Source organism: Janibacter hoylei PVAS-1, from assembly GCF_000297495.1.
Lineage (GTDB): Bacteria > Actinomycetota > Actinomycetes > Actinomycetales > Dermatophilaceae > Janibacter > Janibacter hoylei.
Genome location: NZ_ALWX01000022.1, coordinates 81,314 through 108,076, shown reverse-complemented (window position 1 = coordinate 108,076; position 26,763 = coordinate 81,314). Strand labels below are relative to the sequence as shown.

20 protein-coding genes and 7 pseudogenes are annotated in these 26,763 nt (G+C 72.4%); 12 read left to right on the top strand and 15 right to left on the bottom strand.

Annotation, left to right across the window (positions count from 1 at the left end; translation table 11 throughout):
* Nucleotides 1–47: 47 nt before the first annotated feature.
* Genes B277_RS05820 through B277_RS05810 form a run of 3 tightly spaced genes read right to left on the bottom strand, consistent with a single transcriptional unit; the run spans nt 48 to nt 3,426 of the window.
* Nucleotides 48–893, bottom strand: a complete 846-nt coding sequence (locus B277_RS05820; protein WP_007926171.1) for a transglutaminase family protein — start codon at nt 891–893, stop codon at nt 48–50.
* Complete coding sequence (locus B277_RS05815) at nt 890–1,813, bottom strand: alpha-E domain-containing protein (RefSeq protein ID WP_007926169.1); 924 nt, start codon at nt 1,811–1,813, stop codon at nt 890–892. Before B277_RS05815 ends, B277_RS05820 begins: the two co-directional genes overlap by 4 nt.
* Nucleotides 1,813–3,426: a circularly permuted type 2 ATP-grasp protein gene (locus B277_RS05810; RefSeq protein ID WP_007926167.1), complete on the bottom strand. Its 1,614-nt coding sequence runs from the start codon at nt 3,424–3,426 to the stop codon at nt 1,813–1,815. The genes B277_RS05815 and B277_RS05810 overlap by 1 nt, the downstream gene beginning before the upstream one ends.
* Here B277_RS05810 and B277_RS19775 point away from each other — a divergent pair.
* A pseudogene (locus B277_RS19775) lies at nt 3,334–4,242 on the top strand (LamB/YcsF family protein); the annotation flags it as partial. The gene B277_RS05810 and the pseudogene B277_RS19775 overlap by 93 nt on opposite strands.
* 105 nt (nt 4,243–4,347) lie before the next feature.
* Here B277_RS19775 and B277_RS18350 read toward each other — a convergent pair.
* The 6 genes and pseudogenes from B277_RS18350 to B277_RS19475 all read right to left on the bottom strand — a co-directional run.
* Entirely contained in the window at nt 4,348–4,800 is a 453-nt protein-coding gene (locus B277_RS18350; protein WP_007926161.1) for a regulatory protein RecX, read from the bottom strand.
* A gap of 236 nt (nt 4,801–5,036) precedes the next feature.
* Entirely contained in the window at nt 5,037–6,110 is a 1,074-nt protein-coding gene (gene recA / locus B277_RS18920; RefSeq protein ID WP_040880958.1) for a recombinase RecA, read from the bottom strand.
* 372 nt (nt 6,111–6,482) lie between these two features.
* A pseudogene (locus B277_RS18915) lies at nt 6,483–7,106 on the bottom strand (ABC transporter permease); the annotation flags it as partial.
* A gap of 29 nt (nt 7,107–7,135) precedes the next feature.
* Entirely contained in the window at nt 7,136–7,969 is an 834-nt protein-coding gene (locus tag B277_RS05795) for an ABC transporter permease (protein WP_007926159.1), read from the bottom strand.
* A complete protein-coding gene (locus tag B277_RS05790; RefSeq protein ID WP_128276735.1) occupies nt 7,969–8,955 on the bottom strand; it encodes an ABC transporter ATP-binding protein in 987 nt (328 codons plus the stop codon). Before B277_RS05790 ends, B277_RS05795 begins: the two co-directional genes overlap by 1 nt.
* Nucleotides 8,956–9,111: 156 nt before the next feature.
* Nucleotides 9,112–9,360, bottom strand: a pseudogene (locus tag B277_RS19475) (DUF3046 domain-containing protein); the annotation flags it as partial.
* Nucleotides 9,361–9,382: 22 nt separating this feature from the next.
* Here B277_RS19475 and B277_RS05785 point away from each other — a divergent pair.
* The 9 genes and pseudogenes from B277_RS05785 to B277_RS18900 all read left to right on the top strand — a co-directional run bounded on the left by B277_RS05785 (nt 9,383) and on the right by B277_RS18900 (nt 18,398).
* Nucleotides 9,383–10,406: pseudogene (locus B277_RS05785) on the top strand (agmatine deiminase family protein).
* On the top strand, nt 10,403–11,128 hold the full coding sequence (locus B277_RS05780) for a lysoplasmalogenase (protein WP_007926145.1): 726 nt from the start codon (nt 10,403–10,405) through the stop codon (nt 11,126–11,128). Before B277_RS05785 ends, B277_RS05780 begins: the two are co-directional and overlap by 4 nt.
* Complete coding sequence (locus tag B277_RS19470; RefSeq protein ID WP_202948415.1) at nt 11,128–11,322, top strand: SDR family NAD(P)-dependent oxidoreductase; 195 nt, start codon at nt 11,128–11,130, stop codon at nt 11,320–11,322. The genes B277_RS05780 and B277_RS19470 overlap by 1 nt, the downstream gene beginning before the upstream one ends.
* Before the next feature lie 10 nt (nt 11,323–11,332).
* Nucleotides 11,333–12,013 (top strand): annotated as a pseudogene (locus tag B277_RS18905) (SDR family NAD(P)-dependent oxidoreductase); the annotation flags it as partial.
* Complete coding sequence (locus tag B277_RS05770) at nt 12,010–12,546, top strand: carboxymuconolactone decarboxylase family protein (RefSeq protein ID WP_007926142.1); 537 nt, start codon at nt 12,010–12,012, stop codon at nt 12,544–12,546. The pseudogene B277_RS18905 and the gene B277_RS05770, both read left to right, overlap by 4 nt.
* Nucleotides 12,547–12,632: 86 nt before the next feature.
* Nucleotides 12,633–12,881: a hypothetical protein gene (locus B277_RS05765; protein WP_007926141.1), complete on the top strand. Its 249-nt coding sequence runs from the start codon at nt 12,633–12,635 to the stop codon at nt 12,879–12,881.
* A 33-nt stretch (nt 12,882–12,914) separates the two neighbouring features.
* Nucleotides 12,915–17,517: pseudogene (locus B277_RS05760) on the top strand (ATP-dependent helicase); the annotation flags it as partial.
* Between the two features lie 17 nt (nt 17,518–17,534).
* Nucleotides 17,535–18,098: pseudogene (locus B277_RS17380) on the top strand (DNA-formamidopyrimidine glycosylase family protein); the annotation flags it as partial.
* A gap of 36 nt (nt 18,099–18,134) precedes the next feature.
* The gene (locus tag B277_RS18900; RefSeq protein WP_238539379.1) at nt 18,135–18,398 is read left to right on the top strand and encodes a hypothetical protein; all 264 of its coding nucleotides are present in this window, start codon (nt 18,135–18,137) and stop codon (nt 18,396–18,398) included.
* A 25-nt stretch (nt 18,399–18,423) separates the two neighbouring features.
* Here B277_RS18900 and B277_RS05750 read toward each other — a convergent pair whose 3' ends face one another.
* From B277_RS05750 to B277_RS05730, 5 genes are all read right to left on the bottom strand, one after another.
* A complete protein-coding gene (locus B277_RS05750) occupies nt 18,424–18,723 on the bottom strand; it encodes a helix-turn-helix domain-containing protein (protein WP_007926136.1) in 300 nt (99 codons plus the stop codon).
* Between the two features lie 61 nt (nt 18,724–18,784).
* On the bottom strand, nt 18,785–19,297 hold the full coding sequence (locus B277_RS05745) for a CinA family protein (RefSeq protein ID WP_007926135.1): 513 nt from the start codon (nt 19,295–19,297) through the stop codon (nt 18,785–18,787).
* Nucleotides 19,287–19,946, bottom strand: a complete 660-nt coding sequence (pgsA, locus tag B277_RS05740) for a CDP-diacylglycerol--glycerol-3-phosphate 3-phosphatidyltransferase (protein WP_007926134.1) — start codon at nt 19,944–19,946, stop codon at nt 19,287–19,289. The genes B277_RS05745 and pgsA overlap by 11 nt, the downstream gene beginning before the upstream one ends.
* Nucleotides 19,943–21,349: a 30S ribosomal protein S12 methylthiotransferase RimO gene (gene rimO / locus B277_RS05735; protein WP_007926133.1), complete on the bottom strand. Its 1,407-nt coding sequence runs from the start codon at nt 21,347–21,349 to the stop codon at nt 19,943–19,945. The genes pgsA and rimO overlap by 4 nt, the downstream gene beginning before the upstream one ends.
* Nucleotides 21,350–21,377: 28 nt before the next feature.
* Nucleotides 21,378–22,082, bottom strand: coding sequence for an ion channel (locus B277_RS05730; RefSeq protein ID WP_007926132.1), 705 nt, complete (start codon nt 22,080–22,082; stop codon nt 21,378–21,380).
* A gap of 22 nt (nt 22,083–22,104) precedes the next feature.
* On the opposite strand from B277_RS05730, the gene B277_RS15880 reads away from it, so the two are divergent.
* Nucleotides 22,105–23,136 (top strand): MauE/DoxX family redox-associated membrane protein, encoded by a 1,032-nt coding sequence (locus tag B277_RS15880; RefSeq protein ID WP_007926126.1) that lies wholly within the window; start codon nt 22,105–22,107, stop codon nt 23,134–23,136.
* On the opposite strand, the gene B277_RS05715 is transcribed toward B277_RS15880, so the two are convergent.
* Nucleotides 23,120–25,957: a DNA translocase FtsK gene (locus B277_RS05715; RefSeq protein WP_007926119.1), complete on the bottom strand. Its 2,838-nt coding sequence runs from the start codon at nt 25,955–25,957 to the stop codon at nt 23,120–23,122. The genes B277_RS15880 and B277_RS05715 overlap by 17 nt on opposite strands.
* 278 nt (nt 25,958–26,235) lie before the next feature.
* On the opposite strand from B277_RS05715, the gene B277_RS05705 reads away from it, so the two are divergent.
* Nucleotides 26,236–26,727 carry a prepilin peptidase gene (locus B277_RS05705; protein WP_007926116.1) on the top strand — a complete coding sequence of 164 codons (492 nt, stop codon included), beginning with the start codon at nt 26,236–26,238 and terminating at the stop codon, nt 26,725–26,727.
* The last annotated feature ends 36 nt before the right edge of the window (nt 26,728–26,763 follow it).

Here is a 26,763-nt window from a genome sequence, read left to right as displayed (position 1 = left end):
CCGCAGGCTCTGCCGACGCGGCGCATCCGGGGGCAACCGCCGGACCCTCAGCTGACCCGGGTGAAGGTGATCTCGACGTCGAGCTCGGAGAGCTCGGGTCCGGCATACATCCCCCGGAAGGGCGCGACGTCGTCGTAGTCGCGGCCGCGGCCGACGACGACGTGGTCGAGCCCCACGGGCGCGAGGTTCGTCGGGTCGTAGGGCATCCACGCGCCGTCCCAGATCTCGATCCAGGCGTGCGACTCGCCGGGGCAGGACTGGCCGCGCTCGAGGTCAGGCTCGCTCGCGACGTAGCCGGAGACGTACCTAGAGGGGATGCCGATGCAGCGCAGCGCCGCGAGGGTGATGTGCGCGAAGTCCTGGCACACGCCCTGCCCCTTGGCCCAGGCGTCCTCGGCGGTGTCGGAGACCTCCGTGACGCCCTTGGCGTAGCTCATCCGCTCGTGGACCTGCGTCGAGATCGCCTGGGCAGCAGCCCGTGGGGTCCGCTCGTCGCGAGCCGCCTGCGCGATCTTCGTCAGCTCCTCGGTGGTCGTCGTGCGCGGTGTCGCGGTGACGAGCTCGCTCAGCAGGTCACGGGTCTGCTCGTTGGCCAGCGCATCCCAGCCGGTGCCGCTCGCCTCCGCCACCGTCTGCGCGCGCTCGACGGTCGACATCGCCTCGATCTCGAGGGTGTCGTGCGCGCCCTGGGACTCGACCGCCATGACCTGGGTGCCCCAGTGGTCGGTGTAGACGTTGCTCCACGAGTGCGGGCGTACCCGGATCCGCGCCTCGAGCGTGGTCTGCCCGGGCTCGCTCAGCGGCGTCATCCGCAGCTCGTTGTGCGAGGCGACGACGTCGCCGTCGTAGCGCATGACCGTCCGGTGCACGATGCGGTGCCGTCGGGTACTCACAGGATCTCCCCCGTCCACTCCTGGACCGGGCCCGACATGAAGTAGCGGGCCCCGATCGCGTCCGATGCCTGGGTGACCGACTCCTGGACCAGACCCATCATCGCGGGCAGGTCGTCCAGGACGTCGTCCGGGTCGGCGTACTCGAGCTGGGTGCGGGTCTGGCCGAGGATGCGGCGGGCCTCGTCGGAGAAGCCCACGCGGTCGGTGTCCGGCGAGAGGGTCGTCAGCCGCTCCTCGGCCTCACGCAGGGACGCGAGGACCGAGCGCGGGAAGCGACGGTCCAGCGAGAGGAAGGCCGCAGCGGTGCGGTCGGTGATGACACCCCGCATGGTGCGCAGCATCGCCTGCTGGGCACCACAGCTCGCGAGGACGACGCCCCAGTTCGGGCCGCCGTCGATCGCGCCGGTCGCCACGATCCGAGCCGTCATGTCGGCACGCTCGAGCGACCGCCCGAGGCTGAGGAAGTCCCACGCCTCGTCGTGGCTCATCGTCGAGTCGGCGATGCCGGCGACGAGGGCGGCGCGCTCGGTGACCCAGCCGAGGTGCTGCTGGGTCGCGGTCTGCGCCCCGAGGCCGTTCCACCGGTGCCAGGAGGTGTTGATGACCTCCCACAGCTCGGTAGAGAGGGTCTCCCGGGCCCGGCGGGCATTCTCCCGCGCGGCCAGCCATGAGCCGGAGATGGCGCTCGGGTTGTCCGCGTCGAAGACGAGCCGGCTGGCCACGTCGGCGTAGGTGACATCGGGGCTGACGTCGTCGAGCCCCATGATCCCGCCGAGAAGCATCCACGAGGTGTAGTTCACGTCCTGCCCCGGGTCCTCGATGAGCGAAAGGCGCAGCACGTCGACCATGCGCGCAGTGCCGTCGGCGCGCTCGATGTACCGGCCGATCCAGAAGAGCGAGTCCGCGATCCGGCTGAGCATCAGGCCTCCTCGCCTGCCGTCGAGTCATGGTCCGGGACCGCCTGCGGTGGCGAGGTGCCCCCCGGTTCGGTCTCGGAGTCGAGCAGCTCGGTGGGCGGCGCGCTGTCGTCGCTCGGCATCGGACGGTTCGTGCCGAGGAGGATGACCTCATCGCCGCTCGTCGGGACCTTGGCGTAGCGGCCGGCGAGCACCCACGTGTCCTTCGAGCCACCGCCCTGGCTGGAGTTGACGACGAGCTGCCCCTCGGGCAGCGCGACCCGGGTCAGCCCGCCGGGCAGCACCGTCACCTGGTCCCCGTCGTTGACGGCGAAGGGGCGCAGGTCGACGTGCCGAGGGCGCAGCTGCCCGTCGATGAGCGTCGGCACGGTGGAGAGCTGGACGACGGGCTGGGCGATCCAGCCCCGCGGGTCCCGCTCGAGGTTGGCGCGCAGCTCGTCGAGCTCCTCGCCGCTCGCCTTCGGTCCGATGACCAGGCCCTTGCCGCCTGAGCCGTCGACCGGCTTGACGACCATCTCGTCGAGGCGGGAGAAGACCTCCTGGAGGGCCTCGGGCTCGTTGCAGCGGTAGGTGTCGACACCGTGGAGGATCGGCTCCTCGTCGAGGTAGTAGCGGATGAGGTCAGGCACGTACGAGTAGACGAGCTTGTCGTCGGCGACGCCGTTGCCGATGGCGTTGGCCAGGGTGACCCGACCCGCCCGGACGGCGGAGATGAGACCGGTCACCCCGAGCATCGAGTCGCGACGGAAGTGCACCGGGTCGAGGAAGTCGTCGTCCACCCGCCGGTAGATGACGTCGACCCGCTCCTCGCCGCGCGTCGTGCGCATCCGGACCTCGCCGCCGCGGACGACAAGGTCACGACCCTCGACGAGCTCGACACCCATCATCCGCGCGAGGAGCGTGTGCTCGAAGTACGCGCTGTTGTAGACGCCGGGGGTGAGCACCACGACGGTCGGGTCGGTGCGGCCCTCGGGAGCAGCCGCACGGAGCGCGTCGAGCAGGATGCGCGGGTAGTGGTGGACCGGGCGGATCCGCATCGTCGCGAAGGCCTCGGGGAAGACGTTGGCCATGGCACGCCGGTTTGCGATGACGTAGGAGACGCCGGACGGCACCCGGACGTTGTCTTCGAGGACGCGGAAGTCGCCCTGCTCGTCGCGGATGAGGTCGATGCCCGAGACATGGGCCCGGACGCCGTTGGCGGGGCGCAGACCGGCCACGGCGCGGTGGAAGTGGCTCGAGGTCGCGATGAGCCGCCACGGGATGATGCCGTCCTCGACGGCCCGTGGCATAGCCCCTTCGCGTGAGTAGATGTCGTCGAGGAAGGACTCGAGGGCGAGCACCCGCTGGGCGACTCCCCGCTCGACGGTCTGCCAGCTCTCCGCGTCGATGACGCGCGGCACGGCGTCGAGCGGGAAGGGGCGCTCCTCCCCGGCGTGGTCGAAGGTCACGCCTTGGTCGAGGAACATCCGGGCGAGCGCATCGGCGCGCTCCTCGAGGCTCTCCGGGTCCATCGCGCGCAGCGTGTGGTGGATCGGCTTGTACGGAGCGCGGGGCTCTCCCGATCCGTGGTCGAACATCTCGTCCCACGCGTCCCCGGTCGGGTAGTCGTCGAACATGCTCGGCCCCTCGGCGGTCGCGGGGTTCCCGCGGCCCTGGGACTGTCGTTGTACCTGGGTCACCCCCACACCATAGGGCCGGGAGGTTGCCGCAAGGTTTCCCGCCCGAGGCCTCTTTCGGCAGGGCTCTGCGACGAGCTCGCTGTGGTGACCATCCACCTCAACGCGGACCTCGGCGAAGGCTTCGGCCGGCGGGCCCTGACAGACGACGAGGGCCTGCTCGACGTCGTGACGAGCGCCAACGTCGCGTGCGGCTCCCACGCCGGGGACACCCGCACGATGCAGCCCGTCGTCGCCCTGTGCGCCCAGCGCGGCGTCGTCGTCGGAGCGCAGGTCTCCTACCGCGATCTCGCGGGCTTCGGCCGTCGCTTCATCGACGTCGACCCCGCCGAGCTGACGGCGGAGGTCGTCAGGGACCGGTCTCCTCCCAGTGCGTCCACGGGGACTCCCCCAGCGCCGTCGAGGACGTCCGCGCCGTGCGGTACGCACCGTCCTCGTCACCCTCGACCCACGCGTGACGACGACGACGGCGGTAGTCGCTGCCCTGCGCTCAGCCGCCGGCACGCATGGCCGGCCCACCGGGAGCGCGACGAGCCGGGCCCACGAGATCTCCGTCGTCGAGGTCGCCTTCGCCGGCTTTGCCAATCTCGCCGGCGCACGCTCACGAGCGCGGAGTGGTCGGTGACGGCAGACGTCGACCGGGTCGGGGCGCGGCTGCAGGGACCCACCCTCGAGCGCGCCGTCACCGACGAGCTGCCGAGCGAGGGGGTGGTCCGCGGATCGGTCCAGGTGAACGGCGACGGGCAGCCGACGCTCTTCCTCAGCGACCACCCGGTGACCGGGGGCTACCCCCTCATCGCCGCGCACACCGCGGGGTCGGGCGACCGTGCGGCCAGCTCGTGCCGGGTCCTCGCGTGCGGCTCAGTCGCGCTGGTGCTCCGGATCGGCGTCGAGCGCCTCGGTGATGACCACTCTGGCGACGTCGTGGCCATAGCCCTTGCGGGCGAGCATGCCGGACAACCGTCGGGTCTGGACCACGCGGTCGAGGCCGTGCATCGAGCGCAGCTTCTTGGCGACGAGCTCGTGGGCCCTGGCCCGCTCGTCCTCGGGGTCGACGTCGTCGAGGACCGCACGGGCGATCTCGTCGTCGACCCCCTTGGCGCGCAGCTCGTGCGATAGCGCTCGACGGGCCAGGCCGCGCCCGGCCTGCTTGGAGCGGACGAAGGCCTGCGCATAGGCCTCGTCGTCGACGAGCCCGACCTGCTCGAAGCGGTCGAGCACCTCGGCCGCGACGTCGTCGGGGCAGCCCTTGCGGGTCAGTGCGTCCTCGAGCTGCTTGCGGCTCTTGGGTGCACCGGTCAGCTGGCGCAGCACGACGGCACGGGCAACCGCGTGGGGGTCGGAGTCCGCGTCCCGGGTCGCCGGGTCCGGGGGGCGGGATCCTTCGAGACGGTCGCTGAGCGACCTCCGGATCCTGAGGAGGGAGTCCGCTTTGCGGGCGAGCGTCTCGAAGGGCAGGGACCGGGGAGCCGTCCTCGATGGCGGAGACCGCCGCACGCAGGCGCGCGACGGTCTCCGGGTCGTGACGATCCGTCATGACGTGCCCTCGATCAGAAGTCGACCGGGACCTCGGCCGGCTCCTCAGCCGCCTCGTCGGCGGGCTTGACGCCGATGCCGAGCTTGGTCTTGATCTTGACCTCGATCTCCTCGCCGAGCTGGGGGTTGTCCTTGAGGAACTTGCGGGCATTTTCCTTGCCCTGACCCAGCTGGTCGCCCTCGTACGTGTACCAGGCGCCGGCCTTGCGGATGAAGCCGTGCTCGACGCCCATGTCGATGAGGCCGCCCTCGCGAGAGATGCCCTGGCCATAGAGGATGTCGAACTCGGCCTGCTTGAAGGGCGGGCTGACCTTGTTCTTCACGACCTTGACCCGGGTGCGGTTGCCGACCGGGTCGGTGCCGTCCTTGAGCGTCTCGATGCGGCGCACGTCGAGGCGGACCGAGGCGTAGAACTTCAGCGCCTTGCCACCGGTCGTCGTCTCGGGCGAGCCGAACATGACACCGATCTTTTCCCGCAGCTGGTTGATGAAGATCGCGGTGGTGCCCGACGCGTTGAGGGCACCGGTGATCTTGCGCAGGGCCTGGCTCATGAGGCGGGCCTGCAGACCGACGTGGCTGTCACCCATCTCGCCCTCGATCTCGGCGCGGGGCACGAGCGCGGCGACCGAGTCGATGACGATGATGTCGAGCGCGCCGGAGCGGATGAGCATGTCGGCGATCTCGAGCGCCTGCTCACCGGTGTCCGGCTGGCTGACGAGCAGGGCGTCGGTGTCGACGCCGAGCTTCTTGGCGTACTCGGGGTCGAGCGCGTGCTCGGCGTCGATGAAGGCCGCGATGCCGCCGGCGCGCTGCGCATTGGCGACGGCGTGCAGGGCGACGGTCGTCTTACCGGAGGACTCCGGGCCGTAGACCTCGACGACGCGGCCGCGGGGCAGGCCGCCGATGCCGAGGGCGACGTCCAGGGCGATCGCGCCGGTCGGGATGACCGCGATCGGGGGACGCACGTCGTCACCCAGGCGCATGACCGCGCCCTTGCCGTGGGCCTTCTCGATCTGGCCCATGACGTTGTCGAGGGACTTGAGCTTCTGCTCGTGGAGCTTGCTGTCGATGGCGGTGACCTCAGCCATGCCACACCTTCCTTGTCGTCGTGTCGGGCGCGTCCACCGGCGACCGGATCGCACTGTCGGACGTCTCGTGCGTGTCTGGTCAGACGCTAGGAGCCAGCACCGACAACGGTCCGCAGCTGCCGTGGGGCTGTGGACGCCGGTGTCGTCGGCCGAGCACCTGTGGACGACGTTACCCGAACACGTGTTCGAGGTCGGGAGCGGCGCGCCGACACGCCGGGACTCCCCCTTCGTCGCCCGTCGGCTACGACCGCAGGAGTGTCTCGATGCGGCGGGAGGTCGCCAGATGCCGACCACGCCGAGCACGACGAGGTAGCCGACGTGCCACAGCAGGCCCCAGCCGACCTCCCCGAGCATGAGCCCGCGCTCCAGCGCCACCCCGTGGTAGAGCGGCGTCGCCTGGACGATCGGCTGGGCCCACCCCGGGTAGGTGCCGAGCGGGAAGAAGGTCGCCGACAGCAGGAAGAGCGGCTGGATGACGAGCATGATCCAGTCGAAGTCGACCCACGAGCGCATGAAGGTCGTCGCAAACATGCCCACGGCGGAGAAGGCGAGCCCGATGAAGACCGCCGCCGGCACCGCGAGCAGCGACCACCACGACTCCACGACCCCGACGGCGAGCGCCACGAGGTAGAAGACGAGCGCGTAGACCCCGCCACGGATGAGCGACCACACCACCTCGCCGACCGCGATGTCGCGCGGGCCGAGCGGCGTCGCGAGCATCGCGTCGTAGATCTTCGCGTAGCGCAGCTTGAAGAAGACGTTGAAGGTCGAGTCCATGATCGCGCCGTTCATCGCCGACGCGGCGAGCATGGCGGGCGCGACGAAGGCCGCATAGCTCACCTCGGTGCCGCCGTCGGTCAGCACGACGGGCACGAGCGACCCGACCCCGATGCCGAGGGAGAGCAGGTAGAAGACCGGCTCGGCGAAGCCGGTGACGAAGGCCGCCCACCGCCGCCGGAAGCCGACGACGTTGCGCTCCACCACGGAGCGCCACATCGCCAGGCCCGGCGTGAGCACCCCCGCGCTCACGAGACGAGCCTGCGGGTCATGCCGGCGCGGGCGTATACCCAGCCGGCCGCGATGACGACGAGCAGCACCGCCAGGTGCACCAGGTCGAAGGGAGCGAAGCTCCCGTGGGCCGCGGCGCGGCACAGCTCCACGCCGTGCCACAGGGGCGTCAGCCAGGCGAGCACCTCGAGGACCAGCGGGAGGCGGTCGACGGGGAAGAAGACGCCGGAAAAGAGCATGAGGGGCGTGATGACGAGCCGGTAGACGATGTTGAAGGCCGACTCCCCCTTCGCCCGGGCGGTGAAGCCGAAGAGCGGCACCGCGAAGGCCAGCGTCACGAGCACGCCGATCGGCACGGCGAGGAGCACCCACCACGACGTGAAGCTGCCGAAGAGCGCCGCGACGACGACGAAGGCCGCCGCCGCGAAGCCACCCTGCGCGGCGACCACGGCGAGGTGGCCGAGCAGGAGGTCGCTCACCGTGAGCGGGGTGGCGAGCATCGAGTGGTACATCCGGTTCCACGTGAAGAGCCCGAAGACCGGGTAGGTCGACTCGCTGACCGCGGTCATCATCGCCTGCACCGCGATCATCGCCGGGGCCACGAAGAGGAGGTAGGAGACGCCCTCGACACCGCCGGAGGCGTCGTCGACGAGCGAGCCGAGCCCGACGCCCATCGCGAGCAGGAAGAGCAGCGGCATGACGAAGCGGCTGAAGACCGACCCCATCCACGTGCGGCGGTAGACGAGGCCGAAGTAGGCCGCGACGGCGGCCACCCGCTCCACCGGACGAAGGGGGGCCCGCTCCCCGTGCTCGTGGCGCACCGTCGTCGACGCCACCGGTGTCGCGGTCATCAGTCGACCAAGGTCCGGCCGGTGAGGTGGAGGAAGACGTCCTCGAGGCTGGCGCGACGCACGATGGCCGAGACCGGCTGCAGCCCGCGGGCGTGGACCGCCTCGAGGGCACCGTCACCGTGGTCGGTGTAGACGAGCAGGCGGTCGGGCAGGGCCTCGACGCGCTCGCCGACGCCCTCGACCAGCCCGGCCGCCCCGAGGTGGTCTTCCACGGGCAGGCGCAGCTCGAGCACCTCTCTCGTGGAGTGGGTCTCGATGAGCGAGCGGGGCGAGCCCTCGGCGACGATCCGGCCGTGGTCCATGACGACGAGCCGGTCGCACAGCTGCTCGGCCTCGTCCATGTAGTGCGTCGTGATGATGAGCGTGACGCCCTGCCGCTTGAGGCGGAAGAGGCGGTCCCACAGCACGTGCCGGGCCTGCGGGTCGAGGCCGGTCGTCGGCTCGTCGAGCAGGAGGATCTCGGGGTTGTTGACGAGCGAGCGGGCGATCGTCAGGCGGCGCTTCATGCCCCCCGAGAGCGGCTCGACCTTGTCCTTGCGGCGCTCGGTGAGCTGGGCGAAGTCGAGCAGCTCGTCGGTGCGCTCGCGGATGACCTTGCGCGGCAGGCCGAAGTAGCGGCCGTAGACGTGGAGGTTTTCCTCGACGGTGATCTCCTCGTCGAGGTTGTCCTGCTGGGGGCAGTTGCCCAGACGGGCCCGCACCGCCGCGCCGTCGGTCACCGGGTCGAGGCCGAAGATGCGCAGCTCTCCCCCGGTGGGCGGCGAGGTCGCGGCGACCATCTTCATCGTCGACGACTTGCCAGCGCCGTTGGGGCCGAGGAATCCGAAGGACTCGCCCCGCCGCACCTCGATGTCGATCCCGTCGACGGCGGTGAAGTCACCGAAGGTCTTCGTCAGACCGGAGGCGCTCAGGAGGACGTCGTTCACGGGGGCGAGAGTACCCGCACGAAAAATGGGGGCGACGCCCGTCGCTACGATCGCGCGCATGGGCTCCTTGGACACCTTCACGGTCCCTGACCTCCCGGGGCTCGACGGCGTCGGCCACGTCATCGAGTAGGCGTCACTCCGGCCGCTCGTTCGCGATCTCGGGCGGACCGGCATCGGCTCCCGGTCGATCCCGAGCCGGCGGTGCGGCGGGATGTCGAGGTCGTCGCACAGGGCCTCCCACACACGGCGCGGGGACTCCCCTTCGTCGAGGGCGGCGGTGACCGTCCGGTCGCCGAGCGCCTGGACGACGTGCCCACGCGCCAGCGTGTGGGCATAGCTCTCCCCGAACTCGTCCTCCATCAGGGTCCAGAAGTGGCTCAGCCGCACCCGTGGAGTGTAGTAGTCGGCACTCGTCGGTGTCGGACGGCATACTGCAGCCACGACGACCAAGGAGGGCGGCCCCATGGGCGACGCGACCCGGTGGCGGATGCCCGCCGAGTGGACCGACCACGAGCGCACGTGGATGGCCTGGCCCAGCCACGGCTACACGCTCGGGGACACGCCCGAGGAGGTCGAGAGCGCCCGCACGACGTGGGCGACCGTCGCGCGCACCGTGGCGCGCTTCGAGCCGGTGACCCTCGTCGTGCCGCCGGCCGACATCCACCTGTGCCGCGAGTACCTGCGCAACGACACCGCCCACCCCATCGACATCGTCGTCGCCGACCTCGACGACGCGTGGATGCGCGACATCGGGCCGAGCTTCGTCCTCGCCCCCCGACGGCGAGCTCGGCGCGGTCGACTGGATCTTCAACGGGTGGGGCGCGCAGGAGTGGGCCTCGTGGGGCTTCGACTCCCGCATCGCCTCGCAGGTGGCCGACGCCGCCGGCGCCCACCACCTCCCTTCGTCCATCGTCAACGAAGGGGGCGGCCTCCACGTCGACGGTGAGGGCACCGTCCTGCTCACCGAGACCGTCCAGCTCGACCCCGGTCGCAACCCCGGGGCGACGAAGGGGGACATCGAGGCCGAGGTCGGGCGGCTGCTCGGGGTCGACACCTTCGTCTGGCTGCCGCGCGGCCTGACCCGGGACTACGACGACTTCGGCACCCGCGGGCACGTCGACATCGTCGCGACCTTCACCGCACCCGGTCACGTGCTGCTGCACTGGCAGGAGGACGAGACCCACCCGGACCACGAGGTCTGCCAGCAGATCGAGCAGGTGCTGCTCGCCGCGACCGACTCCGCCGGCCGCCGCCTCGAGGTGACGCGCATCCCGGCACCGCAGACCCTGACCGACGACGAGGGCCCCGTCGACTGGTCCTACGTCAACCACCTCGTCTGCAACGGCGGCGTCGTGGCCTGCGTCTTCGACGACCCGCACGACGAGCGCGCCCTGGAGGTGCTGCGCTCGGTCTACCCGGGGCGCGAGGTCGTCGGCGTCGACGCCCGGCCGCTCTTCGACCGTGGTGGCGGCATCCACTGCATCACCCAACAACAGCCGGAGTCCTCGTGAGCTTCTCCTCCTTCGTCCGCGGCCGCGCCGACCTGCTCGCCTACGTGCCTCTGGCCCTCGCGACGACCGCCGCGGACGTCATCGGCCGCCACCGCACGCACGCCGCGACCAAGGTGGCGCTCGCGCCGGCCCTGGCAGCGGGTGTGCTCGCGACCCGCTCGCAGCGCTGCCCCAAGCGCACCGCCACCCTCGTCACCGCCCTCGTCGGGTCGACCGTCGGCGACTGGTGGATGTACCGGTCCAGCCGGGCCGAGGGCGACGAGTCGCGCCGCCTGATGCGCCGCGGCGCCAGCGCCTTCGGGGTCCAGCAGATCGGGCTCATCGGGCTGCTCCTCCACGACGGCGCCCGCCCCCGCCCGGTCCCCTCCGCCATCGCCGCGACGACCCTCGCCGGGCTCGCGGTGCTCGACACCGACGGCGGCGCCCCCGACCCGGTGCTCACCGGCTACGGCCTGCTGCTCGGCTCGATGTCGGCGCTCGCCATGGGCGACGGCGAGCGTCCGCGCAACGGCCGGGCGGTCGCGCTCGGCGGCGCGCTCTTCCTCGTCTCGGACGCGGCGATCATCGTCGGCCAGCAGTACGCGAAGACCCCACGGACGCAGGCGATCTCGTCCGCCGTGATCCTCTCGACCTACACGGCGGCGCTCGGGCTGCTCGTGCACGGGCTGCGCGACGAGGCTGAGGGGTCGCGGGTTCGCGCCAACCTTGTTACCGTCGGGTAATGAGCCTCTCACCTCGCCCGAAGTACACCCCGGCCCTGCGCGGCCGTCGCGTCCTCATCACGGGCGCGGCGCGCGGCATCGGCGCCGGCCTGGCCGATCTGCTCACCGCCCACGGCGCCCGCGTCGCGCTGGCCGGTCTGGAGCCCGAGCTCCTCGCCGAGGCGGCGCAGCGCAACCACGCCCCCCTGGCGTGAGTGCGACGTCTCCGACCCCGACCAGGTCGACCGCGCGGTCGCCGAGCTCGTCGCCGAGCTCGGCGGTCTCGACGTCGTCGTCGCCAACGCCGGCATCGCCAAGCAGCTGCCGATCATCGGCGGCCAGCCCGACGTCATGGAGGCGCACCTGCGGGTCAACACCCTCGGCGTCTTCTACACGCTGCGCGCGGCCGGCCCGCACATCACCCACCCGGGCGGGTACGCCCTAGCGACCGCCTCCCTCGCAGCGGCCGTGCACCTGCCCCTGCTCGGCGCGTACAGCGCGAGCAAGGCCGCGGTCGAGGCGATCGGCAACACCTTCCGCCAAGAGATCAAGCCCACGGGCGCCAAGGTCGGCGTCGCCTACTACTCCGAGCTCGCGACCGACATGACCAGCCGCGGCTTCGACACGGTCGCCGGCAAGAAGCTCACCGGAGGCGGCACCGTCAGCGGCGTCGCCCCCATCGAGTCCGGCCTGCGGGCGCTCGAGCGGGGCATCGCCAAGCGGTCGCGGCGCATCGCGGCGCCGGGCTGGGTGCCGCCGGTCGTCCCCCTTCGACACGTGGCCCAGCGGGTCATCGAGCTCAAGCCGATGCCCGACCTCGAGGAGTCGCTCGAGATCGCCCGCACGGAGCAGGTCGCCTACACGACCGAGCAGCCGACCGGCACGACCCGGGCGCTGGGCTCGTGACCGCCCGCATCGGGCCGGGGAGCCTGCGTGAGCTCGGGCCGGTGCGGTGGGGCTTCGCCCGCGCCGCCGGCCGGGTCACCGGCACCGAGCCGCCGGCGATCTTCACCACCCTCGGGCGGACCAAGGGCCTCTTCACCGGCTGGCTGCACTTCGCCGGGCGCCTCATGCCCTTCGGCTCCCTGGAGCGAAGGGAGTCCGAGCTGGTGATCCTCACCGTCGCCACCGCACGGGGCTGCGACTACGAGCGAGAGCACCACCGGTTGCTCGGTCAGCGAGCCGGGCTGAGCTCGGCCGAGATCGAGGGGATCCTCGCCGACACAGCCGTGGAGACGCTGAGCGACCGCGAGCGGGTGCTGCGCGAGAGCGCCCAGACGCTCGTGGCGACGAAGGACCTCGACGATGCGCAGTGGGACCGCCTCAGATCAGTCGCGAGCGAGCGAGAGGCCATCGAGTTGCTGCTGCTCGTCGGGCACTACGACATGCTCGCCACGACGCTCATGACCCTGCGGCTCGAGCCCGACAAGCACCGCTGAGCCGGGCCCCGACCGCTGCCCGATCGTTGTCCACAGATCTCGCCCGAGGCGCCGGACAGGCTCCCTCGAGCGCCTATCGTGGACGCATGACGGCCACCGATCTCGAGCGCAAGGTGCGGCAGCACGACAACGACATCTCCGCGATGCACACGATGATCGCCGACGTCCACAACACGCAGCGTCGCCACACCAACCGGTTCAACGAGCTGACCGAGGACGTGGGGGCGCTCGGGGACCGGATGGACTCGCTCGAGACCCGGATGACCTCCATGGAGACCCGGATGACCTCGCTCGAGACGAAGCTCGACCAGGTGCTCGACCTGCTGCAGCGCTGAGCTGTCGGCGGACGGTGGCAGGCTGTCCCTACCATGACCGACGACGTCCTCGACCGCTTCTCCCCCCGCCACCGCGACGTGGTTCCGGGACAGCTTCGCCGAGCCCACGCAGGCGCAGGTCGGTGCCTGGAGCGCGATCAGCGCTGGCAGCCACGCCCTCGTCGTCGCCCCGACCGGCTCGGGCAAGACCCTCTCGGCCTTCCTCTGGGCGCTCGACCGACTCGCGTCGACACCACGACCACAGGACCCGCAGGCGCGCTGCCGCGTCCTCTACATCTCGCCCCTCAAGGCTCTGGCCGTCGACGTCGAGCGCAACCTGCGCGCCCCGCTCGTCGGCATCGGGCACGCCGCTGACCGGCTCGGGCTGCCGGCGCCCGAGGTCTCGGTCTCCGTCCGCTCGGGAGACACCCCGGCCGCCGAGCGCCGGGCCTTCGCCAGGACGCCGTCCGATGTCCTCATCACGACCCCCGAGTCGCTCTTCCTCATGCTCACCTCGGGCGTGCGCGAGGCCCTGCGCGGGGTCGAGACGATCATCATCGACGAGATCCACGCCCTCGCCGGCACCAAGCGCGGGGCCCACCTGGCGCTCTCGCTCGAGCGCCTCGACGCCCTGCTCGAGCGGCCCGCCCAGCGGATCGGCCTGTCGGCCACGGTGCGCCCGGTCGACGAGGTCGCCCGCTTCCTCTCCGGTGGCCGACCGGTCGAGATCGTCCAGCCCACGTCGACGAAGCAGTGGCAGCTCGACGTCGTCGTCCCGGTCGCCGACCTCACCGAGCTCGGCGAGCCGACAGGCGATCTTTCCGGTGCCGCCGCGGGCGAGGAGCGTCGGGCCTCGATCTGGCCGCACGTGGAGGAGCGGGTCGTCGACCTCGTCGAGCAGCACCGCTCGACGCTCGTCTTCGTCAACAGCCGCCGGCTCGGCGAGCGGCTGACCGGTCGGCTCAACGAGATCCACGCCGAGCGCGTCGCTCCTCCCGAGGCCGCCGAGGCGCCCCTCCCCAGCCGGCCACCCGCCGAGGTCATGGCCCAGTCCGGCGCCTCCGCGGGAGCACCACCCGTCCTGGCCCGTGCCCACCACGGCTCGGTGAGCAAGGAGCAGCGCGCCCTCATCGAGGAGGACCTCAAGGCCGGCCGGCTGCCCTGCGTCGTCGCGACGAGCAGCCTCGAGCTCGGCATCGACATGGGCGCGATCGACCTCGTCGTCCAGATCGAGTCACCGCCGTCGGTCGCCTCCGGGCTGCAGCGGGTCGGCCGTGCCGGCCACCAGGTCGGAGCCGTCAGCCACGGGGTCGTCCTGCCGAAGTTCCGCGGCGACCTCGTCCAGTCGGCCGTCGTCGTCGAGCGGATGCGCGCCGGCGAGATCGAGGCCCTGCACGTCCCTGCCAACCCGCTCGACGTGCTCGCCCAGCAGGTCGTCGCCATGTGCGCCCTCGACGAGTGGGAGGTCACCGAGCTCGAGGCGCTCGTGCGGCGGGCGGCTCCCTTCGCCTCCCTGCCCTCGACGTTGCTGCACGCCACCCTCGACATGCTCGCCGGGCGGTACCCGTCGGAGGACTTCGCCGAGCTGCGCCCGCGCATCACGTGGGACCGCGTCGCCGGCACCATCGCGGGGCGCCGCGGAGCGCAGCGACTCGCCGTGACGAGCGGCGGCACGATCCCCGACCGCGGTCTGTACGGCGTCTTCCTCGCCTCCGGTGACGGGCCCGGACGCCGGGTCGGCGAGCTCGACGAGGAGATGGTCTACGAGTCGCGGGTCGGCGACGTCTTCACCCTCGGCACGAGCAGCTGGCGCATCGAGGACATCACCCACGACCAGGTGCTCGTCACCCCGGCCCCCGGCCAGCCCGGCCGGCTGCCCTTCTGGCACGGCGACCAGCTCGGCCGACCGGCCGAGCTCGGCGCCGCCGTCGGCAGCTTCGTCCGAGAGATCGGCGGCCTCGGGACGAAGGGAGCCAACGCCCGCCTCGCGCAGGCGGGGCTCGACGAGTGGGCTCGCGACAACCTCCTCGCCTACCTCGAGGAGCAGCGCGCGGCGACCGGTCACCTGCCCGACGACCGCACGATCGTCGTCGAGCGGTTTCGCGACGAGATCGGTGACTGGCGCGTGGCCGTGCACTCCCCCTTCGGCGCCCAGGTGCACGCCCCGTGGGCGCTGGCGATCGCCGGCCGCATGCGAGAGCGGTGGGGCATCGACGTTCAGGCGATGCACGGTGACGACGGGATCGTCCTGCGGCTGCCCGATCTCGAGTTCGACGACAGTCTCGACGCCGCCGCGCTGAGCCGTCAGGTCCTCGACCTCATCACCCTCGACCCGGCCGACGTCGAGCGAGCCGTGACCGACGAGATCGGTGGCTCGGCCCTCTTCGCCGCGCGTTTCCGCGAGTGCGCGGCGCGGGCCCTCCTCCTGCCGAGGCGTCGCCCCGACCGCCGCCAGCCCCTGTGGCAGCAGCGGCAGCGGGCCGCGGCCCTGCTCGAGGTCGCGAGCGGGCACAGCGACTTCCCCATCGTGCTCGAGGCGGTGCGCGAGTGCCTCCAGGACGTCTTCGACGTACCGGCCCTCACCGAGCTCATGACGCACATCGCGGGACGACGGGTGACCCTCGTCGACGTCGAGAGCCAGCGGCCCTCCCCCTTCGCCGCGTCGTTGATGTTTGGCTACGTCGCCCAGTTCCTCTACGAAGGGGACTCACCGCTCGCCGAGCGGCGCGCCGCCGCACTGACCCTCGACCCGACGCTGCTCGCGGACCTGCTCGGGCGCGGCGAGCAGCTCGCCCTGGCCGACCTGCTCGACCCGGCAGCCGTGGAGCGCACCGCCGCCGAGCTGCAGAGCCTCACGCCCGAGCGCGCGGCCCGTGACGGCGAGGACCTGCTCGACCTGCTGCGCGTCCTCGGGCCCCTGACGGTCGAGGGGCTCGAGGGGCGCAGCCGCCTCGACACCGACGCCGTGCGCGCGGCCCTGGTCGACCTCGAGACCAGCCGCCAGGTCATCCCCGTGCGGGTGGCCGGTGAGGATCGCTGGGCCAGCACCGAGGACGCCGCTCGCCTGCGCGATGCCCTCGGGGTGAGCCTGCCTCCCGGACTGGCCGACTCGCTGCTGCAACCGGCGAGCGACCCGCTCGGGGACCTCGTGGCGCGCTACGCGCGCACCCACGTCCCCTTCGCCGCAACCGACCTCGCGACGCACTACGGCATCGGCCGGGCGGTCGCCACCGATGCCCTGAGGCGTCTGGTGCAGACCGGCCGCCTCGTCGAGGGCGACCTGCTGCCCGTCGAGTGCGGGGGCCGGGGTGGCGAGTTCTGCGACGCCGAGGTGCTGCGGACCCTGCGGCGGCGGTCGCTGGCCGCGCTGCGTCATGAGGTCGAGCCGGTCGAGCCCCGGCAGTTCGCCCGCTTCCTGCCCTCGTGGCAGGGCGTCGGCCGCCGCATGCGCGGACGCGACGGCGTGCTGCGGGTCGTCGAGCAGCTGAGCGGCGTCCCGCTCCCGGCCAGTGCGCTCGAGTCCCTCGTCCTGCCCGCCCGGGTCGACGACGCCGGCGGACCGGTCCTCGACGACCTCATGGCGACCGGCGAGGTGCTGTGGGCCGGCCACGGCAGCCTGCCCGGCGACGACGCGTGGGTCAGCCTGCACCTGGCCGACGGGGCCGAGACCACCCTCCCGGTGCCCGATGCGACCGGTCTGAGCCCGCTCGAAGCACGGGTGCACCACGCCCTCGCCGGCGGCGGAGCCCACTTCTTCCGCGACCTCGCGGACACCCTCGCCCACGACCGCGCCGAGGACGAGGAGCGGGTCGACGACGAGGAGCTGGCCGACGCGCTGTGGTCCCTGGCCCACCGCGGGCTCGTCACCGGCGACACCCTCGCCCCGGTCCGCGGGCTGCTCGCGGGCGGCCGCACCGCACACAAGCCGCAGCGGCGACCGGCAGCGCGGGGGCGCTACGGCGGCCGACCACGGCTCGGTCGGCCCACCGTCCCGCAGCGCAGCGGCCCACCACGCGCCGCCGGGCGCTGGTCAGCCCTGCCCGCCACGGAGGCAGAGCCGACGGTCCGCGCCCATGCGGCCGCCGAGGGCCTGCTCGACCGGTACGGCGTCGTCACCCGCGGCAGCGTGGTCGCCGAAGAGGTCACCGGCGGCTTCGCCGCCGTCCACCGCGTCCTCGGTGCCGCCGAGGAGGCCGGTCAGGTGCGCCGCGGCTACTTCATCGAGGGGCTCGGTGCCTCGCAGTTCGCCGTGCCCGGCGCCGTCGACGAGGTGCGCTCGGCCCGGCCCCCCGAGGGCCCGGTCGTGCTCGCCGCGACCGACCCCGCCAACCCGTGGGGCGCCGCCCTGCGCTGGCCCGAGCGGGACTCCGGGCACCAGCCGGGTCGCAAGGCCGGAGCCCTCGTCGTCGCCGTCGACGGGCAGCTCGTACTCTACGTCGAGCGCGGTGGCCGCACCCTGCTCTCCTGGCCGTGCGACGAGGAGTCGCTCGCCGTCGCCGCGACCGGGCTCGCCGATGCCGTGCACCGCGGAGCGCTGGGTCGCCTCACGGTGCAGCGCGCCGACGGTGCCGCTGTCCTCGGCTCGCAGGACCCGCTCGCCGTGGCCCTGACCGATGCCGGCTTCACCATGACCCCGCGCGGGCTGAGACTCGCCCAGGCCGGCGAGGCTGACCGGTGCCCGAGGGCGACACCGTCTGGCGGACGGCGCGACGGCTGCACGCCGCCCTGGCGGGAGCCCCCGCGACACTCGTCGACATCCGGTGGGGTGAGGTGGACGAAGGGCGCCTCACGGGCGCGGTCGTCGACGAGGTCGTGCCCCGCGGCAAGCACCTCCTCCACCGCTTCGACTCCGGATGGACGCTGCACACCCACCTGCGGATGGAGGGCTCGTGGCGGGTCGAGGCCGCCGGGTCCGAGGCGGCGCGACGCGCGCTGCGCCGGACCGACCTGCGGGCGGCGATCGGCACCGATGCGTGGACGACGCTGGGTCTGCGGCTGGGTGAGGTCGACGTCGTGCCACGTCGCGACGAGCACCGGCTCGTCGGGCACCTGGGCCCCGACGTCCTCGGCGAGGACTGGGACCCCGACCTCGTCGTGCTGCGGATCAGCGAGTGTCCCCCGGATGTCACGATCGCCGCGGCGCTGCTCGATCAGCGGGTGCTCGCCGGGGTGGGGACATTTTGGGCGAGCGAGGCGCTCTTCGCCCAGCGGTTGCACCCGTGGCGTCCGGCCCGCGACCTCACCGGCGACGAGATCTCCGCGCTCGTCGCTCGCGTGCACGAGCTGATGGACCGGGGCAAGGACCACGCCGTCCAGTCGGCGACCGGCGTGCTGCGTGCCGACCACCGCTCGTGGGTGCACGGGCGATCGGGGCGGCCGTGCCGACGCTGCGGCGCGACGATCCGCGTGGCGCCGCTGGGTCGCACGGGGCCGGACCGGGTCTTCTTCTCCTGCCCGGGGTGCCAGGGTGGGCCGGCCCCGACCGATGACGGGCGACCACAGGGCCCGCTGGGCTCCCGGCGACGACCTGGCCGCTGAGGGCCGGCAGGTCCGGCAGAGCCGGTCAGGCGGCGGAGACGACGTCCTCGGAGCGGGTGGCGACCGGCAGGGTGGAGGGGGCACTGGCCCGCTCGGCCCGGTCGGCGCGGTGCGCGATCTCGGTGAAGACGGCGGACAGTGGCACCTCGAGCGCGGTGCAGATCGAGGCGATCAGCTCGGAGCTCGCTTCCTTTTCGCCGCGCTCGATCTCGCTGAGGTAGCCGAGAGAGACGGAGGCCTTGGCCGAGATGTCGCGCAGGGTGCGCCCCTGGGAGCGGCGGGCATCGCGCAGCACGTCGCCGAGCTCTTCACGCAGCAACACCATCACGGACCACCTCCTCGAGCATCTCGTCCGACACCACGGTACAACGCCCCACCCACAACGATCAGGTGAGTCCCTGCGAAAGGTCAGGGCCGCCGCCGGTCGACGTGCGACCGATGGCCTCGGCCACCAAGGTCAGCGCGGCAGCGACCGCCGTCGCGCGCACCTCGCAGCGCTCCCCGGTCAACGCCAGCCGACGCGTCGATACTCCCTCGGGCCAGGCGCAGGCCAGCCACACCGTGCCGGCCGGGTGTCCCTCGCTCGGGCCGGGACCGGCCACCCCCGTCGTCGCGACGGCGACGTCGACGCCCAGGGCGCGGCAGGCTCCCGTCGCCATCTGGGTCGCGACCTGCTCGTCGACGGTGCCCACGCGCTCGATCACGGACTGGTCCACGCCCAGCAGCGAGATCTTGACGGCGGGGTCGTAGGCGACGACTGAGCCGGCGAAGACCCGGGAGGCGCCGGGCACCTCGACGACGGTCGCGGCGAGCAGGCCACCCGTCAGTGACTCCGCGGTGCCGAGCGACCACCCCCGCGCGGCGAGGGCGTCGAGCAGTGCCGCGGCGTTAGCGGCCACGTGCCGCCTTGCGCTCCTGCTTCATCCGGGCGCGATCGCTCGTCGAGCGGAGCGTCATCGCCTTCATGACGTAGTCGACCGCGGTCGCGATCGTCACGACGAGGGCCGCGAGGAGGATCGCCCAGGCCAGGCCGCGCCACAGCCACTCCACGGGCAGGCTGCTCAGCGGGATGACGAAGAGGCCGATGGCCAGGGCCTGCAAGAAGGTCTTGACCTTGCCACCGCGGCTCGCCGGCATCACCCCGTGGCGGATGACCCAGAAGCGCATGAGCGTGATGCCGAGCTCGCGGGCGATGATGACGACGGCGATCCACCACGGGATCTCGCCGATCATCGACAGGGTGATGAAGCCCGCCCCGGTCAGTGCCTTGTCGGCGATCGGGTCGGCGACCTTGCCGAAGGTGGTCACCAGCCCCTTGGCCCGGGCGAGGTCGCCGTCGATGCGGTCGGTGATGATCGCGATCGCGAAGACGCCCCAGGCCCACCACCGGGTGACGGTGTCGTCGCCGCCGTCGCGCAGGACGAGCCAGACGAAGACGGGCACGAGCAGGATGCGCAGGACCGTCAGGGCGTTGGGCAGATTCCAGGGGCTGGGCTCGGGCGCCTGCGTCTGCCCCACCGGCGCCTGCGACTGCGGCTGGGAGGTCATGCCGACACCCGCCCGACGAGGTCGATGCCCTCGGTCCCGATGACCTCGGCGGTGACGATCGTGCCGACCTCCAGCCCGTCGACCGCTCCGGTGAGGAGGGTGACGCCGTCGACGTCGGGCCCCTGGTGGGCCGCCCGCCCGCTGATCTCGCCGGTCTCGTCGTCGATCTCCTCGACGAGGACCTCGACGACCTCGCCGACGCGCTCCTCGGCGCGCTGGGCACTCAGCTCCTCGACGAGCGAGCGCACCCGCTCCACGCGCTCGGCGACGACCTCCGGGTCGACCTTGTCGGTGAGCAGCTCTCCCTCGGTGCCGTCCTCGTCGGAGTAGCCGAAGACCCCGACGACGTCGAGACGGGCCCGGGTCAGGAAGCGCTCGAGCTCGGCGACGTCCTCCTCGGTCTCCCCAGGGAAGCCGAGGATGACGTTGGAGCGGATGCCGGCCTCCGGCTGGCGCTCGCGCACGCCACGGATGAGCTCGAGGAAGGAGTCGGTGTCGCCGAAGCGACGCATCCTCCGCAGCAGCGGACCCGACGCGTGCTGGAAGGAGATGTCGTACCAGGGCACGACGCCCGGCGTCGCCGCCATCGCACGCAGCAGCCCGGGCCGGATCTCCGCCGGCTGGAGGTAGGACACCCGCACCCGCTCGATGCCCTCGATGGCGACGAGCTCCGGCAGCAGCTGCTCGAGCAGGTCGAGGTCGCCGAGGTCCTTGCCGTAGGACGTCGAGTTCTCGCTCACGAGGAAGAGCTCACGCACCCCCTGGGAGGCGAGCCACCTCCCTTCGGCCACGACGTCGTTGGGACGACGCGAGACGAAGGCGCCACGGAAGGTCGGGATGGCGCAGAAGGCGCAGCGCCGGTCGCAGCCCGAGGCGATCTTCAGCGGCGCCCACGGCGTGTCCGCCAGGCGGGTCCGCGGCAGGTCGCTGGCGGTGTTGTGCCCCGGCAGGGCCACCTCAGCGGCATCGCGCTCGACCGGCGAGATCGGCAGCAGCTTGCGCCGGTCACCGGGCGTGTGGGCCTCGGGGGCGTGCCCGTCGAGGACCGCCCGCAGGTGGGCCGACATGTCGGTGTAGGAGTCGAAGCCGAGCACCGCGTCGGCCTCGGGCAGCTCGTCGGCCAGCTCCTTGCCGTAGCGCTCGGCGAGGCACCCGACGGCCACGACCTTTTGCGTGCGACCGTGCTCGCGCAGGCCGCCCACCTCGAGGATCGCGTCGATCGAGTCCTTCTTGGCCTGCTCGATGAATCCGCAGGTGTTGACGACCGCGACGTCCGCCTCCGCGGCGTCGTCGACGAGGGTCCACCCCTCGGCGGAGAGCCGCCCGGCGAGCTCCTCGGAGTCCACGTCGTTGCGGGTGCACCCGAGGGTGACGATGGCGACGCTACGGGTGGTGACGGACATGCCCCCACTCTAGGTCCCCGCAGGCGCCTCAGTGACGCGCCCGGCTGACCGTCAGCGCCACGAGTCGCGAGATGACCATCGCGACGTAGAGGACGCCACCGAGCTGCTCGATGATCGTCGCGGCCCGCGCGTGCGGCTCGATGGCCGTCACGTCGGACAGGCCGACGCTCGTGAGGTTGGCCGCGGAGAAGTACAACAGCTCGAGGAAGGACTTCTGCCCCACGCCCGTGTGCCCGTCGAAGGAGCCGGGCTCGAGGGTCTGGATCGCCACGAAGAGGTAGGTGAAGCCGAAGAGGAGCACGGTGAAGGCCGCACCCACCGCGAAGAGCTCGTCCTTGGTCACCCACGTGTCGGCGAACATGTACGCAACGAGCCCGTAGGCGACGTACATGTAGAAGATCGCGAGCAGCAGGTGGGCCGCAAAGGTCACCGGCACGTTGCTCCGGTCGACGACCGACCACACCTCGAGGACGAAGGCAGGGAAGCCGATGAGCAGGGCGAGCCAGGTCAGAGCCGGGGTGGAGCGGACGACCCAGATACCGAAGGTCACGGCGAAGAGCGACAGCGAGGTGATGACCGCCCGGCCCCAGTTCTCCGACTCGACCCACGGGAGCAGCACGATCGCGAAGAGCTGGATGCCCACGAGGATCGCCGAGGGCTGCTTGCGCACGACAGCGGCCCAGTAGCGGGCCCCCGTCGGACGGCTGTCGAGCTCGTACCAAGCCTTCGTCATGGGGCAACCCTAGACTCGCCACGTGCTCGCCGGACCCCTCCTGCTCCCTCCCCTGCTGCTCGCCGTCCTGCTCTGCGTCAGCGGCGGCGCCAAGCTGCGTCACCCCGAGGAGACGCGCAGCGCCTTCGCGCAGCTGCAGCTGCCCCGGGCCCTCACCGACTCCCCCGCACCGCGGGTCCTGCCGTGGGCCGAGATCGTCCTGGCGGTGGCGCTCGTGGTGACGCCCGCCCCCTTCGCCCTGGGGGTGGCGGTGGTCACGCTCGGCCTGCTCATCGCCTACCTCGCCGTCATCGTGCGGGCGCTGGGCTTCGGCTACCCCGTGACGTGCAGCTGCTTCGGGCGGCTCGGGCTCGGCGAGGTCACCCGCCGCACCGCGTGGCGCAACGTGCTGCTCGTGCTCGTCGGGCTGCTCACGCTGTGGTCGGCGTCAGCGGAGGCCTCCGTGCTCGCGCGGCTCGCCGAGGCCAGCGCGGCGACGTGGGTCTGGCTCGCGCTGGTCGTCGTCACCGTCGCCGTGGTCGTCGTGACCTTCGGCGGGACGAAGGGGGCGACCCCCGCCCCCGCAGCGGCCGCCACCGACGAGGAGGAGCTGGACTACAGCCGCCAGCCGATGCCCTACGCGGCGCTCGAGGACGAGGCCGGCCGCTCGATCCCGCTGACGGCCCTCGTCGCCGAGGGCGCGGTGCTGCTCCTCTTCATCTCACCGGGGTGCGGTCCGTGCACGCCGGTCATCGAGGAGCTGCCGGGCTGGGACGAGGGGCTGGGCCCGGTGCGGGTGCGGGCGGTCGTCGCCCAGCCCGTCGAGCTGGCCACCCAGCAGGCCCCTGCGCTGTCCGGGCGGGTGCTGCACGACCCGCAGGGCACGCTGGCGCGCATCTTCGGCGTGGGGACCCCCGCAGCGGTGCTCCTCGGCGGTGACGGCCTGCTCGCCGGCGGTCCGGTCCGCGGCCGCGACCAGGTCGTCGACTTCGTCGGCGACGTGCGCGCCGAGCTCCTCGACGCCGGCGCCCTCGACGAGGCGCCGGCGCCCGAGCAGGTCAGCGACGGTCGGTGAGGGACCAGGCGTCCTCGTCGTCGTCCTCGGTCCATTCCTCGACGACCTCGGTGCCGATCGGGTCGCTCGCGTAACGGTCCTGCGCCGCTGGGGCACCCTGGCGCAGGTCGATGACGTCGGTGTCGGTGGAGACCCCTGCCGGCGCGGCCTGCGGGGCCTCGTCGTCGACGCCGCCCTCCACCCCGTCGGCACCCTCGGCCGAGGCCTCCGGAGCCGGCGGCTCCTCCCCCTTCATCAGGGCCAGGGTCGTCGGCAGGTCCTCGACGGTGATGAGCACGTCACGGGCCTTGGAGCCCTCTGAGGGGCCGACGACGCCGCGCGACTCGAGCAGGTCCATGAGCCGGCCGGCCTTGGCGAAGCCGACCCGGAGCTTGCGCTGGAGCATCGACGTCGAGCCGAACTGGGTCGTGACGACGAGCTCGGTGGCCTGCAGCAGCACGTCGAGGTCGTCGCCGATGTCCTCGTCGATCTCCTTCTTGGGCGCCTCCGCCGGGGCGACGTCCTCGCGGTAGACCGGCTTGAGCTGCCCGGTGACGTGGGCGACGACCGCCTGGATCTCGGACTCGGTGACCCAGGCACCCTGCACACGCATCGGCTTGGACTTGCCCATGGGCAGGAAGAGGGCGTCACCCTGGCCGAGGAGCTTTTCGGCGCCGGGCTGGTCGAGCACGACCCGCGAGTCGGCGAGCGACGAGGTGGCGAAGGCCATGCGCGAGGGCACGTTGGCCTTGATCAGACCGGTGACGACGTCGACCGACGGGCGCTGCGTCGCGAGGACGAGGTGGATACCCGCGGCGCGCGCGAGCTGGGTGATGCGCACGATCGAGTCCTCGACGTCGCGCGGGGCGACCATCATCAGGTCGGCGAGCTCGTCGACGATGACGAGGAGGTAGGGGTAGGGCTGGATGACCCGCTCGCTGCCGGGGATCGGCTCGACCTTGCCGGCCTTGACCGCCTTGTTGTAGTCGTCGACGTGCTTGTAGCCGAAGGTCGCGAGGTCGTCGTAGCGCATGTCCATCTCGCGCACGACCCACTGCAGGGCCTCGGCGGCCTTCTTGGCGTTGGTGATGATCGGCGTGATGAGGTGCGGGATGCCCTCGTAGGCCGTCAGCTCCACCCGCTTGGGGTCGACGAGCACCATGCGCACCTCGTCGGGCGTGGCCCGCATGAGGATCGAGGTGATCATCGAGTTGACGAAGGAGGACTTGCCGGAGCCCGTGGCACCGGCGACGAGGATGTGCGGCATCTTCGCGAGGTTGGCGATGACGTAGCCGCCCTCGACGTCCTTGCCGACACCCATGACCATCGGGTGCTCGTTGTTGCGCGCGACGTCGGAGCGGAGCACGTCGCCGAGGCAGACCATCTCCTTGTCGGCATTGGGGATCTCGATGCCGATGGCCGACTTGCCCGGGATCGGGCTGAGGATGCGCACGTCGGCCGAGGCCACGGCGTAGGCGATGTTCTTGGACAGGGCCGTGACCCGCTCGACCTTGACACCCGGGCCGAGCTCGACGACGTAGCGGGTGACCGTCGGGCCGCGGTGGAAGCCGGTGACCTGGGCGTCGATGCCGAACTCGTCGAGGACGCTCGTCAGCGACTCGACGACCTTGTCGTTGGCCGCCGAGCGCTCCTTGTGGGGGGCACCGGGCTTGAGGTGCTGGCTGTCGGGCAGCGTGTAGGTGACGTCGCCGGCGAGGGCCAGCTGCTCGACCCGCTGCGGCAGCTGGGTCGTGGGCGGCGGCTCGAGCACCGTCTTGTCGGAGGGCTTGATCGGCGCGACGACGGGGTTCTTCGTCGGGCGCTTCTCCCCGGGGCGCGGGCCCCCGGCCTCGGCCTGGGGCGTCTCGACGGTCTCGTCGGCCTCGGGCACCGGGGCCGACTTCTTGCGGCGCCCCTTGCCGACCGGCTGCACGACGGCGGCCTGGTCGAAGGCGGTGTCGCCGTCACGCTCACCCGACAGCTCCTCGTCGGCGGGGTCGATGACGCGGCGCCGACGGGCGCGGCTCACGGCGGCCTTGGGGGCGTCGTGGGCGGCCTCCGGGGCAGCGGTCACGTGGCTGGGCACCTCGCCGGTGAAGGCGGCGCGGATGTAGGCCAGCCGCTGCGGCACCTCGTGCAGCGGGGTACCGGTGAGCAGGAGCAGGCTGAAGAGGCCGAGGAGGACGAGCAGGATCGTCGCGGGCCACTCGGTGACCGCGGTGGCCAGCGGGTCCGAGGCGAGGAAGCCCATGATCCCGCCCGCATCGCGCATCGGGCCGGCACCGTCGGGCGGCTGCGGGATGTCCTTGGCGATGTGCGTCAGGCCGGAGGCGGCGAAGAGGCCCATGACGGCGCCGAAGCCGAGTCGCGCGTCGGCGGCGGAGTCCCCCTCGGAGCGCAGCAGGCGCACGCCGAGGACGAGCAGGACGATCGGCAGGGCGTAGGCGACCCGACCGAAGGTGCCGGCGAAGACCGCGTGGACCATGTCGCCGAAGAGGCCCGTGAGGCCCCACCACTCGCGGACGGCGACGACGAGGGCGAGCGCGAGGGCGAGGAAGCCCCAGCCGTCACGACGGTGCTCCGGCTCGATCTGGCTCGCGCTGTGCCCGATGCGGCGCACGCCGGAGCCGGTCGCGTGGGCGACCCCCATCCACGTCTTCTGCACCGCGGCGATGGGCAGCGGGAGGCCCCCGCCCGACGCGGAGGTCTTGCGGGAAGCGGAGGTCTTCCCCTTCGCAGCACTCTTGGCGGGAGCCTTGCGCCCGGTGGGGCGGGTGCTGCCCTTCGGGCGCGTGGAGGCGCCCTTGGTGCTGCGCGAGGTGGTCGACGGACGAGTGGCCATGCTTCGCAGGTTAGGCGAAAGCCACCCCTGACACACGCGTCACACGCGCAACAGGGCCAACCCCGCGCAGGCGGGTGTGGACGAGCCGGCGCGCCCCGGTCGCCCACCGAGTAGCGTCACGGCCGTGGAAGCCCGCACCGTCGTCGTCGCGATCCTGGCCCTGGTCGTCGGGGTCGCCGGCTGGCGCTGGCTGGCCACCGGCGGCTACCGCCGGGAGGACGAAGGGGGTCCCCTCCCCCGCCACGTGTGGGTGGCGGCGGTCGCCCCCCTTCGTCGCCGTGGCCGTCGAGCGGGGGCTCGCCGACCGACCCTGGCCCGTCCTGCTGGCCCCGCTCTCCCTGTCGCTGGCCGGGCTCGTGCTCGCCGCGATCGACGCCGACGTGCACCGGCTGCCCAATGCGATCACCGTGCCGCTCGCGCCGGCCATCGCCCTGGCCGTGACCGTCGCCTCCTTCGCCACCGGCGACCTCGCGGCCCTCGCACGCGCAGGCACCGCAGCCCTGCTCGTCGGCGGCGGCGCGATCGCTCTCTCCCTGCTCCTGCCCGGCCGCTCGATCGGCCTGGGCGACGCCAAGCTGCTCGTGTCGATCGCCCCGACCCTCGCCTGGCTCGGCTGGAGCGAGCTCGTCGTCGGCATCTGGCTGGGCTTCGTGCTCGGCGGCATCGTCGCCCTGTCGCTGCTCCTCACGCGCCGGGCGGGCCGACGGACCTCGCTCGCCTTCGGCCCCCACCTCGTCGCCGGGGCCGTGCTCGCCCTCGCCCTCGCCTGACGTCCCAGGTCGCGAGACGGGTCCCGGAGTGGCTCG